The following is a 15,717-nucleotide window of genomic DNA, read 5'->3' as shown; positions in this document are numbered from 1 at the left end:
CTAGATTACAATGAGTGACGGGAGCGTAATCACCCAGAGAAATGAGATGAATGCTGACGAGTTGTTCCAAGAGGGATTCAATAAACATTTGCAAGGTGACTATCTAGAAGCCATAGCAGATTATACTCAAGTTATTGCAACTCAGCCAGGCCAGGCCGAGGCATACTATAATAGGGGTCTGATTCTCAGCAGTCAACTCAAAGATTATTATGGGGCGATCGCCGACTTTAATCAAGTTATAGAAATTAATCCGAACCTGTCCGCAGCATACTATAACCGGGCTAATGCGCGTTACTTCCTAGGGGATTATGAGGGTGCTATTGCCGATTTTGATCAAGCTATAGAAATGGAGCCAGATCTTGCTGAGTCATACCACAGTCGGGGTAATGCCTACCTTGGTTTACAGAATTATAACCAAGCGATCGCGGATTATCAACAAGCGATAGAAAAAAATCCTGACTTAGCTACTGATATCCACTTTGATGTTGCTAAGGCTTTACATAATCGGGGTGTAGAGCGTTGTCATCGCAGTGATTATCAAGGAGCGCTTGCGGATTTGCAGCAAGCTTTACAATGGTATCCTGATTTTGCTGCCGCTCACATCGCTAGAGGTAATATCTACTATATTTTAGGGAAGTATGCTGAAGCGATCGCCGACCATGAACGGGCTTTACAAATAGATGCCAATTTGGCTGTAGCTTATCATAATCGAGGTAATGCCCGCTATGCCCTGGGAGAAAATCAGGCCGCGATAGAGGATTACAATCGGGCTTTGAAAATTGACTCTGGCTTTGCTGAAGCTTACTACAATCGGGGTCTTGTTTATTCTCGCCTGGAAGATTTTACGCAAGCAATTGCTGACTTTAACCAAGCACTGAAGTTGAACCCTGATGATGTGCAAGCATACACTGAACTGGGTCTGATTAGAGAAACTTTAAGAGATTATCACCAAGCCCTGGAGGACTATAGCCAAGCACTGCAAAAAAACCCGACTCTAGCTTTAGTATACGGTTTGCGCGCGAATGTACGTCGCCTTGTGGGAGATTTTCAAGGAGCAGTTGATGATAGTAATCGACTTATACAACTTGAGCCGCATTTGGCTACAGGGTACTACCATCGTGCTACAACTTTGTCTAGTTGGGGAGATTATCAAGGGGCTATTGATGATTATACCACGGCATTAAAGATTACTCCTGATTTAGTTGCAGCTTATTATGGTCGAGGTATTGCTCACCATAATTTGGAATATTTCTTCGCCGCAGTTGCAGATAATACTCAAGCCATAGAGTTACTTCCTAACTTTTCCCAAGCTTACTGTAATCGGGGTAATGCTTATCGTCTTTTAGGCGAGGAAGATAAGGCCATAGCAGATTATAATCAAGCATTAGAAATCAATCCCGATTTGATAGAAGCTTACTACAATCGAGCCTCTGTGTGTTACAAGCTCCAAGACTATGAGAGTGCAGTTGCAGACTACACCAATAGCTTGCGTGGCGCAACCATAGCACTCAAAAGGGATCCTCTATCTGCTTTTTACCGCGATCTGCTTGCACATGCGCTTCGCTATCGCGCCAATGCTCGCTATGCTCTGGAGGACTATCAAGGAGCAATAGAAGATTATAGTCAAGTTATTTCTATGGAGTCTAGTATAGTGGAAGACTGGTACAATCGGGGTCGCGCCCTTTCTATGTTGGGAGACCTAACCGCTGGGTTGGCTGATTTAAACCAAGCTTTACAACGTCAACCTTATTGGGCTTCAGCTTATATGCTCAGAGCTGATATCCGCCGTCGTCTACAAGACTATGAAGGTGCAATTGGGGATTTTCAAAAATGTGCTGATATCTATTATCAAGAAGGAAATATGGAGTATTATCAACCAATTCTCGAAGCGATCGCAAAGCTTGAGCGTCTCTAATCTTAGTATAAAACGTCTATGCAGCACCTCCACATTTTTGTTACCAGATATTTAGAAAATAACTGTATGAAATTGTATAGTTTTATGTTTCTTTTTATCAAATTATGTTAATGTGACCTGTAATACTGTTGCCTAAACAATAATTTTGCTAGAGTATATTCAAGGCTTTGTGGAATCTTCTCTTCGTAAACTTCCTGTGCTTGTAGAAATTACGATTAACTTACCGAACTAAGATTATGTACCGCCTCACCTATCGCTTGTTTGTAGGTTTGAAGGCTGCTATGTTCTCTCTGCCTATTTCCCTAGGAAACAATAGTACTAAACACCTACCTGAGTGTAACTTTATGATGTATGACACTGGACTTAACTTCGACCGTGGATCTGGACGCATTGCCACGGGTTACTAAATCCGCCTTCATTAAATGAAGTATTGCCTCATTTGAGTGATTACTGAAATATTCATGGAGGAAATTCAGACGTAGATAGCTTGGGTAGCGAACCTGTCGCCAATCCTTTATCCTGGATATTATACCATAATCCAGAACTTGGCCAAGCTATCGCCATAAAATACTATTACCCCCAGGTCATTTAGTTGATGACCTGTTATTTTCTCTTAAATTTCTGTGAATAGACACCAAAGCCCAAACAATATATTATAAAATTTATACAGTTGAATATTAAAAATATTCTGGATATTTAGCAAAAAAAGCATCATTTAACAAAATGGCTCAAGAAATAGAGCGTAAATATTTGCTCCAAGGGGATAGTTGGCGCGAATTATCCATAGGAAGTGTATATTGTCAAGGATATATTCCGACGAAAAATCAAGTGACTGTACGTGTGCGTATAGTAGGACAACAAGGTTATTTAACGATTAAAGGACCTAGTGTTGAATGCTCAAGGTTAGAGTTTGAGTATCCCATCCCTGTGGAAGATGCTCAAGAAATGCTCAATACATTGTGTGAACAGCCTTGGATTGAAAAGATTAGATACAAAGTAGAATGGGGAGGGTTAACATGGGAAATAGACGAGTTTGATGGTTTAAACAAGGGGCTAATCCTAGCAGAAGTTGAACTCAATGATGCCAATCAAGAAATTGAACTACCGCCTTGGATTGGGGAAGAAGTATCTCACGATCACAGATATTTTAACAGCTATTTGGTCAAACACCCATTTTCACAATGGTTAAGATAGCTTCGCTGTGGTTGTCACTGACGGAATAAATATTACTAATTATACTGAGACTGTCCAAGTTTGTTTAGCCGGATGTTTTGAAGAAAATATGGTTTTTGCATATACCCAAACCCTGGTGACTATAGCATCTGTTAACTGGGAAAAATTAGTTAATTTCTATACTCAGCTACTTGAGGAACAACCATCTTCTCTCATCCCCAGTGTCTATGCAGAGTTTCAACTTCCGGGTTTAACATTGGGTATTTTTCAACCTGACAGGAACCACACATGGGAATTTGCCACCTCAGCTAAGAGTAAGATCAGTTTATGTTTAGAAGTGAGTAATTTAGAAGCAGCGATCGCTCACCTGACAAACTTAGGCTACCCACCCCCCGGTAAAATCTCCACACCTTCCCATGGGAGAGAAATTTATGCTTATGACCCGGATGGCAACCGCTTAATTTTACATCAAAAATACACCTGATCCATCCCTTTTGTACAAAAGAGTGCTATAATCACTACCTATTGGCCATTAATTATGTCTTTAACTCAAAACTATAAATTAAACCTGATCCAATGGTACCCTGGTCATATTGCTAAGGCGGAAAAGCAGCTCAAAGAACAGCTGACCCGGGTAGATGTGGTGTTGGAAGTACGAGACGCGCGGATTCCTTTAGCAACACACCACCCCCAAATAGATGAATGGGTGGGGGATAAGGCGCGGATATTGGTATTAAACCGATTAGATATGATTTCCCCCCAAGTGCGATCGCTTTGGGTAGATTGCTTTAAACATCAAGGTCAAGTTGCCTATTTTACCAATGCTAAACAAGGTCAAGGTGTGGTGGCGATCGCCAAGGCCGCCCAAGCAGCAGGGGTAAAACTCAATCAAAGAAGACGCGATCGGGGGATGTTACCTCGTCCAGTGCGCGCAGTAGTCATTGGATTTCCCAACGTCGGGAAATCAGCCTTAATTAACCGTCTTTTAGGAAAGCGAGTGGTAGAAAGTGCTGCGCGTCCAGGGGTGACTCGCTCCTTACGCTGGGTGAGAATTTCTGAACACTTAGAATTACTAGATGCTCCCGGGGTTATTCCCTTAAAAATGGGAAATCAAGAAGCGGCCGCCAAGTTAGCAATTTGTGATGACATTGGTCAAGCATCTTATGATAATCAACTAGTAGCATCTACTTTGATCGACTTACTCAACCAACTCCAAGAGACAGCAGGAAACTTATTACCACCCTCACCCTTATATACCCGCTACCAACTTGACCCGGTGCTGTACACAGGCGAAAGCTATTTACACGCCTTAGCAGAACATCGCTATCAAGGGGACGTAGAACGCACAGCCAGACATCTGTTAACAGATTTTCGTAAGGGCTTATTAGGTACAATCCCCTTAGAATTACCACGTAAGTAACATGGTAAAACTCTTGTGATGCGGGCATCTTGCCCGCTACTATTGTACCTCACAAGAGATGAATATGCTGTAGTGAGTTGTGCGCCGGAGCCTCCCCAGGCGATCACCGTTTTAAGCCAGGCGTTTAGCTTCCACAGTTAGCGGTAAACTAGCCGCATCTGGTAATTGAGCAAATTCTAATTCCCAGCCATTGGCTAAAGTGAGAACTATCCCATCATTACCATCTGTTTGTTTAACTACTTCTTCCTCAAGGTCTTTTTTAGCAACGTAAGCAACTAAATGGCCTGCATCGTTCATCCGTAGCATTACTTTCATGAGTTCTCCTCAACCGATTCTAGTTCTCTTTTCCGACAACCGACAACGAACCCTGTCTCTAGAAAATGCACCGCATAAATATAGGAAGTTTGTAGATAAGTACCTATACTCGCTATGTAGCCAATATCCCCTATATTACCTAAAACAGCCCCGATTTCTTGACCGGGAAATGTACCATCGTTTTTGATTAGTTTACGAAGTCTGACTTTTTGACCGATTTCAAAAACAGGCGGTAAGTTTAGTTCTAATTCATCACGTTGCATGAGAGTACCTCTGTTCTCTTACCAAGCTCAAAAGTTCTTCTACAGTCAGATTGCGTTTTTGCTTAATTGACTGCTGGCGAACTGCATCCAATACAGACTGGGTTTCCTCCGGGTCAAGAAAAATGTCGTTTTGCTGTAACAAACTATTAATGTGATGTCTACCAGAATGCTTACCCACTACCAAACGCCTTTCCCAACCTACCTCTTCCGGTGCGAATGGTTCGTAGGTGAGGGGGTTTTGCAATACGCCGTGAGCATGAATTCCCGACTCATGAGCGAAGGTATTTTCGCCCACAATTGCTTTCCAGGGTGGAACATGAGAATTGGATGCTGAAGCAACCAGTTGTGATAGTTCCAACAAACGGCGAGTATCAACACCCAAATTAATGCCGTAAATGCGTTTAATGGACATGACCACTTCTTCTAAAGCTGCATTTCCCGCCCTTTCCCCTACGCCGTTAACTGTGGTATTCACAGATGTAGCTCCAGCTTTGATACCAGCTAGGGCGTTAGCAGTGGCCAAGCCAAAATCATTATGAGTGTGAATTTCTACAGGAATGGACAAAGCCGAAACCAATTGTTTAACTTTGGCGTAGGTGCTGAAGGGGTCGAGAACGCCCACAGTATCGCAGAAGCGAAAACGTGACGCGCCCCATTCTTGGGCATTAAGTGCTACATCTAACAGGAAGTTGGGGTCAGCTCTAGAAGAATCTTCACCGCCTACTGCTACCCAAAGACCTTTATCTACTGCAAAGCTGATACAGTCTTTGAGTTTTTGTAAACTTACCCGCCATTGACCATGAAATTTAGCAGCGATTTGGATTCCAGAAACCGGAATAGCAATATGTACTCGCTGTAAACCACAGGTCATGGAGGCTTTGATATCTGAAATTACAGCCCGGTTCCAGCCCAGAAGCTTGGCTTGCAAACCTAACTGGGAAATTGCTATAATGGCGTGTGTCTCTGCATCTCCCATGGCTGGAATTCCCACTTCTAACTCGGGAATACCAATAGCGTCCAGAAATTTGGCGATCGCGACTTTTTCTTCAAAAGTGAAAGCAACACCTGCTGCTTGTTCACCATCACGTAATGTAGTGTCATTAATTAAGATTTCATTCATCTCAAACATCCCTCTTAGGAACCATTCTTAATATTCCTTGTGTTTTGGCAGCTTATTTCCCTGAAAAGTTTAGTAAATGCCTAATGCAAATGCTGATACCCGGCGTGGCGTAACCATAGGATGAATGGTAAATGCTATAAACTCTCAGATTTAATATTTCATCTTCATGATTATTAAATCATAACTAAATTAACACATCATATCTGTATGACATCAAACCAAATATAGGTATATTTTAGAATTATTTTCACTATTGCTAAATCATCTATTTTGTAATAGCGATTAATTTATAGTCATCCTATTTGACTTGAGAAATTATCAGTGAGGAAAGGGAACAGGGAACAGGGAACAGGGAACAGAAATTGTTCATGAATCATTTAGGATTGCTTTATTTAACTATTAGTAAATTAGAGAATAAAGCTGAGAAAAATAATCATTTGGTCAGTTAGCTGAGGTCAACCGATGAAAATTAGAGATGACATCTGTTAACGATGGTTATCTAGCCAATCTAGAATCTGCTCTAATTGCTCTAAGTTAACCAGTCCATATTGCCACAGGAGCATTGGTAACGGACCATTATCAAACTGACGGTGGCGTAAGGCTACAGCAATATCTGCATTTGTCAGTTCTATCTCCTGATGTAAAAAGTTGATGAATTTTCTTTCACTGTTACAGGTAGTCATAACTTGATAGGAAAATGAACAAATAAGAGAGGACATTTAGGAGTTGTCTGCATCCGAGCAACGTTCTAGCCAATCTACTAATTCCTGGCGAGAAGCGAGAAATTGCATCAGGATACTGCGAATCAGGATGGTTTCTAGCACGTTATTGACTTGGACTGTTAAGGAACCATCACTGTGACAACAGCAGGGAATCATTAATTCTTGCAAACGTTGAGCAATGGTCCAGCGAATTGACAAGAGCTTTCCGCGCATCCCAAAAACAGCGCTTGGTCCATCGCATAAGGAAATCTGCAAAACTTGCTCGTCTGGGAAATCAGAACTATGAGGTGTAAACATGATGAATAATTTGTTGTCAATAGTTCCTCGTCCTGGGTTTACATCAAAAAGCCTTGTGCTATTTTCTGCTTATATCAGGTGACTCCCAACAGGACAATACAACCAATGCTGATTGGATTTATTGGATTAATTACATTTGTACTCAAGTATCTTCAAGGGTGATTTCAGGGAAATTTAAAATTTTCCTGGGGGTAGGGTACTAGTATTGAATAATGGGGGTTCTAGTTTTTTGAGGTGAGGGGGTTCAGCATTTTTCTACTCAATACAAAATACTTCACCTGTAAGAGTTTGCAGCGAATTAGGCAAGTTATTTTGCAATTTATTAAGTTGTACTCACTGGCACGTCAAGATGAGGTAAACAGGATGATAAGTCATATAAAGCCTTTTTCAGGCTCATGAAGTACACACCAATTCCCTATTCCCTGTTCCCTGTTCCCTGTTCCCTGTTCCCTAAAACTAAAAAAAATTGTACCTCACGAGCATGGTAAATGCTATATCTGTATAGCCAGCTACGATTCCTATTCTAGGATTTGGCCAGGGAAAAAACAGGTTTCTTTATTTTGTTTTAGGTTTTTTTGTCTGTGTATATGTATACGTTTCTTAATATAAACTTTGTCAAACTTTACTTATCTGCAGAAGACACTCAGGGGAATGCTAGAGTGTAATTTATTTACGCAAGTTTACTTGTGCTAATACACCGATAGTGTGCATTGCCAAATTCCATGAAACAGCAGAAAAATCTATTCAGCCATCTCACCGCCATTGAAAGAACTTCCTTATCATTTCCGGCAGAGTTTTTATTAAATCAAAACCTGTTAAAAGGCCAAATATTAGATTTTGGTTGCGGTTTTGGTAATGATGTCAAGATGATCAGTCAAAAAGGCTTTGATATTACAGGCTATGACCCTCATTATTTTCCCCAATATCCTCAAGTCAAGTTTGACACAATAATTTGTTTTTATGTTTTAAATGTTGTGTTCCCTGAAGAACAAGCTAATATCCTCATGGAAATATCTCATCTGTTAAAACCAGGAGGTAAAGCTTATTATGCCGTGAGGAGAGATATCAAAAGGGAAGGATTTAGAGAACATTATGTCCACAAAAAGCCTACATATCAATGTTTAGCTAGACTTCCCTTTAATTCATTGTACTCAGATGAAATGCGCGAAATATATGAATATGTTCATTATAATCAACAGCGAAATTCTACCAATTATTGTATATTTTGTAATCCTCATAAACATCTCAGATTAGTGACAGAATCAGCGACCGCCTATGCTATGTTTGATGGTTATCCCATCAGTAAAGGTCACACTTTAGTTATTCCTAAACGTCATATTAGTAATTATTTTGACTTACCACTCAAAGAACAGTCTGCTTGCTGGTTGATGGTGAATAAAGTCCAGGAAATTCTCAAAACAGAATTTGCGCCTGATGGTTTTAATGTCGGTATGAACGTCAATAGAGCGGGGGGTCAAAATATTATGCACGCCAGTATTCATGTTATCCCTCGTTACAAAGGTGATGCTGTTGGTAAAAGTGGTATCAGAAAAGTGATCCCACGGACATGAGAAATTGCCGTTTCCTCCGGGTTGTTTAAGCGCCCAATTCCTGAACTGACCAGTATACAGACGGGGGTAAGATATCCACCCCAGAAGATTTATGTTGGTTTGATTTGCTGGAAACCTGTTGTATGATTCAAGCTACTTTTCACGGGATAAGTTTACCATCTCTAAACTTATTGGAATTAAGATTTCTCAAACCTCTTGAGCATTTTTTAGGTATTTTTATCAGGAGAAAATTAAATAAATATAAAAGGCAACTTTTGCGCCAGAAAAAATGATATGTTAGATACATAATTAAACTGTCGCCATTTCTCAATTTTGACTTTGCAAAATCCTCAACTTCTGCCTATTTAGGGATATATGCTCACTATGAACTTATCATTTTTGCTTATAGCCATTAATTCTCAATAGCTGTATGATCAGAGTTAATGTAGTTGTTTGTTGAGTGTTGATTATGCAATGTATCCAGAGTTTTCAGATATTGCATCATTCTCAAAAGCACCTGATTAACAGCGGTTGTGCCAGGGAAAATTAAGAGTTTAAGTTTTATTTTTTCTCAACAAACCGCCTGATTTAGCCAGGTGCTAGGACTTGAGGTTAATTGTCAGTAAAAATTAAATAAAGATGAACTGCATTTTTACGTCAAAAAAAATGATAGGTTAGATACAGAATGGAATTTCCCATGTATTTGGAGTGGTACGACATAAACCTGCTCTGTGTTTTTCACCCATTGAGCCGCTATTCCTGGTAATGAGAAATAGGACTTAAGGCGGTTTTGAGTACAGATTTATGTACCTGAAATTCGATAAATAATAGGCTAAAACCCTAACTATAAATGGGTTTGAACTGAGTACTAAGAAATCCTGAACCCCTATTTATAAATTCTCGTACCCCAATTGAAAAATACTAGAACCCCTACCCGAAAAAAAAATTATTAATCTTTGTAAAACCCACACAGTCGGGGTGGTAAAATTTGAGTACAAGGGTAATAAATCCAATAAATTCTATCCTCCATAGGCTCGGCAAGTATTTGAGAAGTACTGCTATAAATCTTATATCGCCAATCACTCAACGCCCTAAACACAAGGAACAGCGAAGAGTGAGTGGAGGGATGAGATAGCACCATGCCTTTGTGAAGAGAAGTCGCGGCTGTACTCAATAACTTCGACCCCAGATCAAAAAGTTGACACACACCAGCCACACCTCAGTCAATAGTTATCAAACTGTTAACTGCAGTGATGAGAAGACGCGACTTCATTTCCTAGGTAAAGACAGTAGCAACGGCATCTCCCACTGTGGCCTTTAGCCCACTGAACCCTTGCGAAATTCAATGACACTACCGTCTAGCGGACTCCTCACCTCCGAGCATCAGGAACCAGCATCAAACCCAGCAAAATCAGGTGGTTGTGGATGCGACAGCAGCACCACCGGAGAAATGGATCAAAAGCTTCAAGAACGTATCGCCAAACATCCCTGTTATAGCGAAGACGCTCATCACCACTACGCCAGAATGCACGTTGCAGTTGCACCAGCCTGTAATATTCAATGCAACTATTGTAACCGTAAATACGATTGTGCTAACGAAAGTCGTCCTGGAGTGGTGAGCGAACTGCTGACACCAGAAGAAGCTGCACACAAGGCTTTGGTAATTGCAGGTAAAATTCCCCAAATGACAGTGGTGGGAATTGCCGGACCTGGTGACCCATTGGCGAATCCTGAAAAGACTTTCCGTACATTTGAATTGATTGCAGACAAGGCACCAGATATTAAGCTTTGCCTTTCAACTAATGGTTTAATGTTACCAGAATACATTGACCGCATCAAACAACTAAATATAGATCACGTTACTATTACCCTGAATACCATAGACCCAGAAATCGGCGCTCAGATTTATTCTTGGGTTCACTACAAGCGCAAGCGTTATAGAGGTGTTGAAGGTGCTAAAATTCTGCTAGAGAAGCAGATGGAAGGATTACAAGCACTCAAAGAAGCTGATATTTTGTGCAAAGTTAACTCCGTGATGATTCCGGGGATTAATGATCAGCACCTGATCGAAGTCAATAAAATGATTCGTGAAAATGGTGCATTCTTGCACAACATTATGCCTTTGATTTCAGCACCGGAACATGGTACACATTTTGGCTTAACAGGTCAACGTGGCCCTACACCTAAGGAAGTGAAGGCACTACAAGACAATTGCGCCGGTAATATGAAAATGATGCGCCATTGTCGTCAATGCCGAGCCGATGCGGTAGGATTATTAGGAGAAGACCGCAGCCAGGAATTTACTAAGGATAAGTTCTTGGAAATGTCTCCAGAATATGACCTGGAACAACGGACTGTCGTTCATGAAGGGATTGAGAAGTTTAAACAAGAACTAAAAATAGCCAAGGAAAAGGCGCAGAAGGGCAAGAAATTTGCCAATAATCCTAAAATCTTGGTTGCAGTAGCCACCAAGGGCGGTGGGTTGGTTAACCAACACTTCGGTCATGCGAAGGAATTCCAGATTTATGAGGTGGATGGTAATCAAGTTAGCTTTGTTGGTCATCGTAAAATTGACCAATATTGTCAAGGTGGATTTGGAGAAGAAGCCACTTTTGAGCATATTATGGCAGCGATCGCAGATTGCAAAGCAATTTTAGTCTCTAAGATTGGTAACTGTCCTCAAGAGAAATTGCAAGCAGCGGGAATACAGACTGTTGAAGCTTACGACGTGATTTCAAAAGTTGCTTTGGAATTTTACGAGCAATATATCCAGGAATTAGCCAATCAGGATTAGGGAGTAGGGAATAGGGGAGATATTTCCCCATACCCAGTACCCCATACTCAGTAATCACAAAGGAGAATAATCATGGCTTATCAAATCACTAACCAATGTATTTCCTGTAATCGTTGTCTGTCTGTATGTCCCAATGACGCAGTTAAAGTAATTGACGGTCATCATGTAATTGATGCTGCACTTTGCACAAACTGCGCCGGTAGTATTTACTCTGTCCCTCAGTGTCAAGCTATTTGTCCTACTTCTAATGGTTGTGTAAAACAACCCCACGATTATTGGGAAAGCTGGTTTGCTAATTACAATCGCTCTTTAGCAAAATTAACCAAAAAACAAGATTATTGGGAGCGTTGGTTTAATTATTACTCCCAAAAATTCTCCGAGCAATTATCTCGACATCAGAGCGAAGTAGTAGGTGTATCAGGATGAGCATCATTTATCTAGACAATAATGCTACAACAAAAGTAGACCCGGAAGTTTTAGAGGTGATGTTGCCTTATCTACGGGACTACTACGGTAATCCTTCTAGTATGCACACCTTTGGTGGACAACTGGGCAAAGCTGTGAAAACAGCACGCCAACAACTAGCCGCCCTGATTGGTGCTGATGAGTCGGAAATTGTCTACACTAGTTGTGGTACAGAGGGAGATAACGCCGCCATTCGGGCTGCATTGTTAGCACAACCCCAAAAGCGACATATCATTACTACCCAGGTTGAACACCCAGCAGTTTTGAATGTCTGCAAACAACTGGAAACTCAAGGTTATACTGTTACCTATCTTTCGGTAAATCCTCAGGGACAGTTAGATTTAGATGAGTTAGAAGCTTCTCTGACTGGGAACACCGCCTTGGTAACAATTATGTATGCCAATAATGAAACAGGTACGGTGTTTCCTATTGAGCAAATTGGGTTAAGAGTGAAACAGTCTGGCGCTATCTTTCATGTGGATGCGGTGCAAGCTGTGGGCAAAATTCCCATGAACATGAAGACTAGTACCATAGATATGTTAACTCTGTCTGGTCACAAGATCCATGCTCCTAAGGGAATTGGGGCTTTGTATGTCCGGCGCGGTGTGCGGTTCCGTCCTTTGCTGATTGGTGGACACCAAGAACGTGGCCGTCGGGCGGGAACAGAAAACGTTCCGGGTATTATTGCTTTAGGTAAGGCCGCAGAGTTAGAATTATTACATTTAGAAGAGGCTACCGCCAGAGAAAGAAAATTGCGCGATCGCTTAGAGCAAACCTTACTGGCCAAAATTCCTGACTGTGAAGTCAATGGCGACGTAACGCAGAGATTACCTAACACCACTAATATTGGTTTCAAATATATTGAAGGTGAAGCAATTCTGCTCTCCCTCAACAAGCATGGTATCTGTGCTTCCTCTGGTTCTGCTTGTACTTCTGGGTCTTTAGAACCTTCCCACGTTTTGCGGGCAATGGGTTTACCCTATACTACTTTACATGGCTCTATTCGTTTTAGTCTGTCTCGCTACACTACAGAGTCTGAAATTGACAGGGTTATAGAGGTAATGCCTGATATTGTCCAACGTTTACGGGCTATGTCCCCTTTCCAGAATGATAATGCCGGTTGGCTGCAAGAACAAGCACTCATTCATAGCTAGGGACTGCTGGGTATGGGGTATGTAGAATTTTTTCTCATCCCTGGTTCCTAGTCCCTCATCTAAAATCCAAAATCTCAAATCCAAAATTGACCATGTGGGACTACACAGATAAAGTATTAGACTTGTTTTACAATCCCAAAAATCAGGGAGCTATTGAAGAAACCAGCGAACCTGGTGTTAAGGTGGCCACCGGTGAGGTTGGGAGTATTGCTTGTGGTGATGCTCTGCGACTACACCTCAAAGTTGAGGTCGAATCTGATAAAATATTAGATGCTCGCTTTCAAACCTTTGGCTGTACTAGTGCGATCGCATCTTCGAGTGCTTTAACTGAAATGGTCAAGGGTTTAACCCTCGATGAAGCTTTGAAAATCTCTAATAAAGAGATTGCAGATTACCTCGGTGGCTTACCAGAAGCCAAGATGCACTGTTCTGTCATGGGACAAGAAGCTTTAGAAGCGGCTATTTATAATTATCGAGGTATAGCCCTCCCTACCCATGATGACGATGAAGAAGGTGCATTGATTTGTAGCTGCTTTGGTATTACTGAAGCCAAAATTCGCCGTGTGATTGTAGAAAATCATCTTACGGAAGCCGAACAAGTAACAAATTATGTAAAAGCTGGTGGCGGATGCGGTTCCTGTTTAGCGAATATTGATGATATTATAAGAGATGTAAAGGAAGAAGCCGCTTTAACCGCTGACAGTAAGCATAAAGTCGCAGTTGCTAACTCTCCCCAGCCATCATCAAAACCTTTAACCAATGTGCAAAGAATTGCACTCATTCAAAAAGTTCTCGATGAAGAGGTTAGACCCGTACTGATTGCTGATGGTGGAGATGTGGAACTCTACGACGTAGAAGGCAATAAAGTCAAGGTACTACTCCAAGGCGCTTGTGGTTCTTGTTCTAGCAGCACAGCTACTCTCAAGATTGCTATTGAAGCTAGGTTAAAAGAACGTGTGAGCCAAAACTTGGTAGTAGAAGCGGTGGAACCATAAATTTGAGACTTACACACAGCGGAAATACAACCTGTTAACCATTGAATATTCGGCAAGTAGGAGTTGAAGCAGATAGATATCGCCACATCAATTCATTCCTACTGAACAAGGAAAGCAACAGCACATAGGTGAAAGTATTTCACACCTCATTGCCGATAGCATTATCCAACTCACACCGAAAGGAGCAGGACATGAGTACATTGTACGACAAAATTGGTGGACAGCCAACAATTGAGAAAGTAGTTGATGCCTTTCACAACAGCATTATGGCAGACAACAGCCTCAAAGGCTTCTTCGCTAAAACCGATATGGCGAAACAACGCGCTCATCAAATTGCTTTCTTCTCTCAAATTCTCGAAGGTCCAAAGCAATACTCTGGCCGTGCTATGGACAAAACCCACTCAGGGATGAAGCTCAGTGAGCAACACTTTGAAGCTGTGAGCAAGCACCTGACTGCAGCCATGACCGCTAGTGGAGTGTCAGCAGAAGACGCTAGCGCTGCAATGGCTAAAGTCTCTAGCCTCAAAGCCGCTATTTTGAACAAGTAAGAAATCTGCATTGATTGGCGTATCACTCCTTCACATCCTACTTGTTTTCTCTACCTATTCTAATGTGTGTAATTTCTCTGTCATTTGTCCAGTCTCCACTGGACAAATGACACGGGAAACTTAAACAAAAACTTAACCCCGAACTATTATGACACCAAAACCCTTCAATTATGCTGTGGAGCGATCGCCCCCGCGACGTTCTACAACACGCGCTCACTGCTGTAGCTCAACAGGCGTGAACGTCAACACACAGATCCACACTAACCAACAAATTGCAGGAGAAAAATCATCATGTCAGTTGACGAAAACATTAGACAGATAGCTTTCTACGGTAAAGGTGGTATCGGTAAATCTACCACTTCTCAAAACACCCTGGCGGCTATGGCAGAAATGGGTCAGCGCATCCTCATCGTTGGTTGTGACCCCAAAGCTGACTCCACCCGTTTGATGCTCCACAGTAAAGCTCAAACCACCGTTCTTCACTTGGTTGCTGAACGTGGTGCAGTTGAAGACTTGGAACTTGAAGAAGTAATGTTAACCGGTTTCCGTGGCGTTCGCTGCGTGGAATCTGGCGGTCAGAACCCGGTGTAGGTTGTGCAGGTCGTGGTATTATCACCGCCATCAACTTCTTAGAAGAAAACGGCGCTTACCAAGACGTTGATTTCGTATCTTACGACGTATTGGGTGACGTTGTATGTGGTGGTTTTGCTATGCCTATCCGTGAAGATTAAGCCCTGATTTCTAGGGTTTCTCCTATTATTTGGAATCAGATGATGATTTAATCTTGCCCTAACTTTGCCCTAATTTCACCGCAGTAAATTTTCTAAAAGAGGTGTTTTGTCGGCTTTTTCTTGGCTTTTTATTGATATTTTTACCCTATTTATTTCTTAGTGTCAAGAGGTATACATAAATTTTGATAAACGGATTACAGACTTTTAAAAAATAATACTTTTGTTTGAGAAGTTTACCACTTTTACAAATACAGT

16 protein-coding genes and 2 pseudogenes are annotated in these 15,717 nt (G+C 41.5%); 13 read left to right on the top strand and 5 right to left on the bottom strand.

The features are described from left to right. The first annotated feature begins 46 nt into the window (after window positions 1-46). The 5 genes from AC6IZ0_RS00855 (at window position 47) to ylqF (ending at window position 4,508) form a co-directional block, all read left to right on the top strand. A complete protein-coding gene (locus AC6IZ0_RS00855; protein WP_497724713.1) occupies window positions 47-1,915 on the top strand; it encodes a tetratricopeptide repeat protein in 1,869 nt (622 codons plus the stop codon). Between the two features lie 236 nt (window positions 1,916-2,151). Then, complete coding sequence (locus AC6IZ0_RS00850) at window positions 2,152-2,322, top strand: hypothetical protein (RefSeq protein ID WP_271731336.1); 171 nt, start codon at window positions 2,152-2,154, stop codon at window positions 2,320-2,322. A 316-nt stretch (window positions 2,323-2,638) separates the two neighbouring features. After that, complete coding sequence (locus tag AC6IZ0_RS00845; RefSeq protein WP_497724711.1) at window positions 2,639-3,109, top strand: CYTH domain-containing protein; 471 nt, start codon at window positions 2,639-2,641, stop codon at window positions 3,107-3,109. 88 nt (window positions 3,110-3,197) lie between these two features. Continuing rightward, window positions 3,198-3,572: a VOC family protein gene (locus tag AC6IZ0_RS00840; RefSeq protein WP_497725975.1), complete on the top strand. Its 375-nt coding sequence runs from the start codon at window positions 3,198-3,200 to the stop codon at window positions 3,570-3,572. Between the two features lie 54 nt (window positions 3,573-3,626). Beyond that, a complete protein-coding gene (ylqF, locus tag AC6IZ0_RS00835) occupies window positions 3,627-4,508 on the top strand; it encodes a ribosome biogenesis GTPase YlqF (RefSeq protein ID WP_497724709.1) in 882 nt (293 codons plus the stop codon). Window positions 4,509-4,619: 111 nt separating this feature from the next. On the opposite strand, the gene nifT is transcribed toward ylqF, so the two are convergent. The 5 genes and pseudogenes from nifT to AC6IZ0_RS00810 form a co-directional block, all read right to left on the bottom strand. Continuing rightward, on the bottom strand, window positions 4,620-4,823 hold the full coding sequence (gene nifT / locus AC6IZ0_RS00830) for a putative nitrogen fixation protein NifT (RefSeq protein WP_271731339.1): 204 nt from the start codon (window positions 4,821-4,823) through the stop codon (window positions 4,620-4,622). Continuing rightward, window positions 4,768-5,086 (bottom strand): annotated as a pseudogene (locus tag AC6IZ0_RS00825) (nitrogen fixation protein NifZ). Before AC6IZ0_RS00825 ends, nifT begins: the two are co-directional and overlap by 56 nt. Continuing rightward, window positions 5,076-6,206 (bottom strand): homocitrate synthase, encoded by a 1,131-nt coding sequence (nifV, locus tag AC6IZ0_RS00820; RefSeq protein ID WP_271731340.1) that lies wholly within the window; start codon window positions 6,204-6,206, stop codon window positions 5,076-5,078. The pseudogene AC6IZ0_RS00825 and the gene nifV overlap by 11 nt, the downstream one beginning before the upstream one ends. A gap of 485 nt (window positions 6,207-6,691) precedes the next feature. Further along, on the bottom strand, window positions 6,692-6,889 hold the full coding sequence (locus AC6IZ0_RS00815) for a DUF2949 domain-containing protein (RefSeq protein WP_271731341.1): 198 nt from the start codon (window positions 6,887-6,889) through the stop codon (window positions 6,692-6,694). Between the two features lie 36 nt (window positions 6,890-6,925). Further along, window positions 6,926-7,225, bottom strand: a complete 300-nt coding sequence (locus AC6IZ0_RS00810; protein WP_497724706.1) for an Asr1405/Asl0597 family protein — start codon at window positions 7,223-7,225, stop codon at window positions 6,926-6,928. 722 nt (window positions 7,226-7,947) lie between these two features. Between AC6IZ0_RS00810 and AC6IZ0_RS00805 the strand changes: the two genes are divergently transcribed. The 8 genes and pseudogenes from AC6IZ0_RS00805 to AC6IZ0_RS00770 form a co-directional block, all read left to right on the top strand. Beyond that, window positions 7,948-8,796 carry an HIT domain-containing protein gene (locus AC6IZ0_RS00805; protein WP_497725974.1) on the top strand — a complete coding sequence of 283 codons (849 nt, stop codon included), beginning with the start codon at window positions 7,948-7,950 and terminating at the stop codon, window positions 8,794-8,796. 1,324 nt (window positions 8,797-10,120) lie between these two features. Next, on the top strand, window positions 10,121-11,569 hold the full coding sequence (gene nifB, locus AC6IZ0_RS00800) for a nitrogenase cofactor biosynthesis protein NifB (protein ID WP_271731344.1): 1,449 nt from the start codon (window positions 10,121-10,123) through the stop codon (window positions 11,567-11,569). 72 nt (window positions 11,570-11,641) lie between these two features. Further along, entirely contained in the window at window positions 11,642-11,995 is a 354-nt protein-coding gene (locus tag AC6IZ0_RS00795) for a DUF362 domain-containing protein (RefSeq protein ID WP_497724705.1), read from the top strand. Beyond that, window positions 11,992-13,188, top strand: a complete 1,197-nt coding sequence (gene nifS, locus AC6IZ0_RS00790) for a cysteine desulfurase NifS (protein WP_280801493.1) — start codon at window positions 11,992-11,994, stop codon at window positions 13,186-13,188. The genes AC6IZ0_RS00795 and nifS overlap by 4 nt, the downstream gene beginning before the upstream one ends. Before the next feature lie 92 nt (window positions 13,189-13,280). Continuing rightward, on the top strand, window positions 13,281-14,183 hold the full coding sequence (gene nifU, locus AC6IZ0_RS00785) for a Fe-S cluster assembly protein NifU (protein WP_271731347.1): 903 nt from the start codon (window positions 13,281-13,283) through the stop codon (window positions 14,181-14,183). Window positions 14,184-14,374: 191 nt separating this feature from the next. Continuing rightward, a complete protein-coding gene (locus AC6IZ0_RS00780) occupies window positions 14,375-14,731 on the top strand; it encodes a group I truncated hemoglobin (protein ID WP_271731348.1) in 357 nt (118 codons plus the stop codon). A gap of 148 nt (window positions 14,732-14,879) precedes the next feature. Continuing rightward, window positions 14,880-15,053, top strand: coding sequence for a hypothetical protein (locus AC6IZ0_RS00775; protein WP_200987981.1), 174 nt, complete (start codon window positions 14,880-14,882; stop codon window positions 15,051-15,053). Beyond that, window positions 15,023-15,456, top strand: a pseudogene (locus AC6IZ0_RS00770) (AAA family ATPase); the annotation flags it as partial. The gene AC6IZ0_RS00775 and the pseudogene AC6IZ0_RS00770, both read left to right, overlap by 31 nt. Window positions 15,457-15,717 lie beyond the last annotated feature (261 nt).

Source organism: Anabaenopsis sp. NIES-4685, from assembly GCF_059725405.1.
The sequence above is the reverse complement of the archived record's forward strand: the minus strand, read 5'-3'. Positions and strand labels throughout refer to the sequence as shown.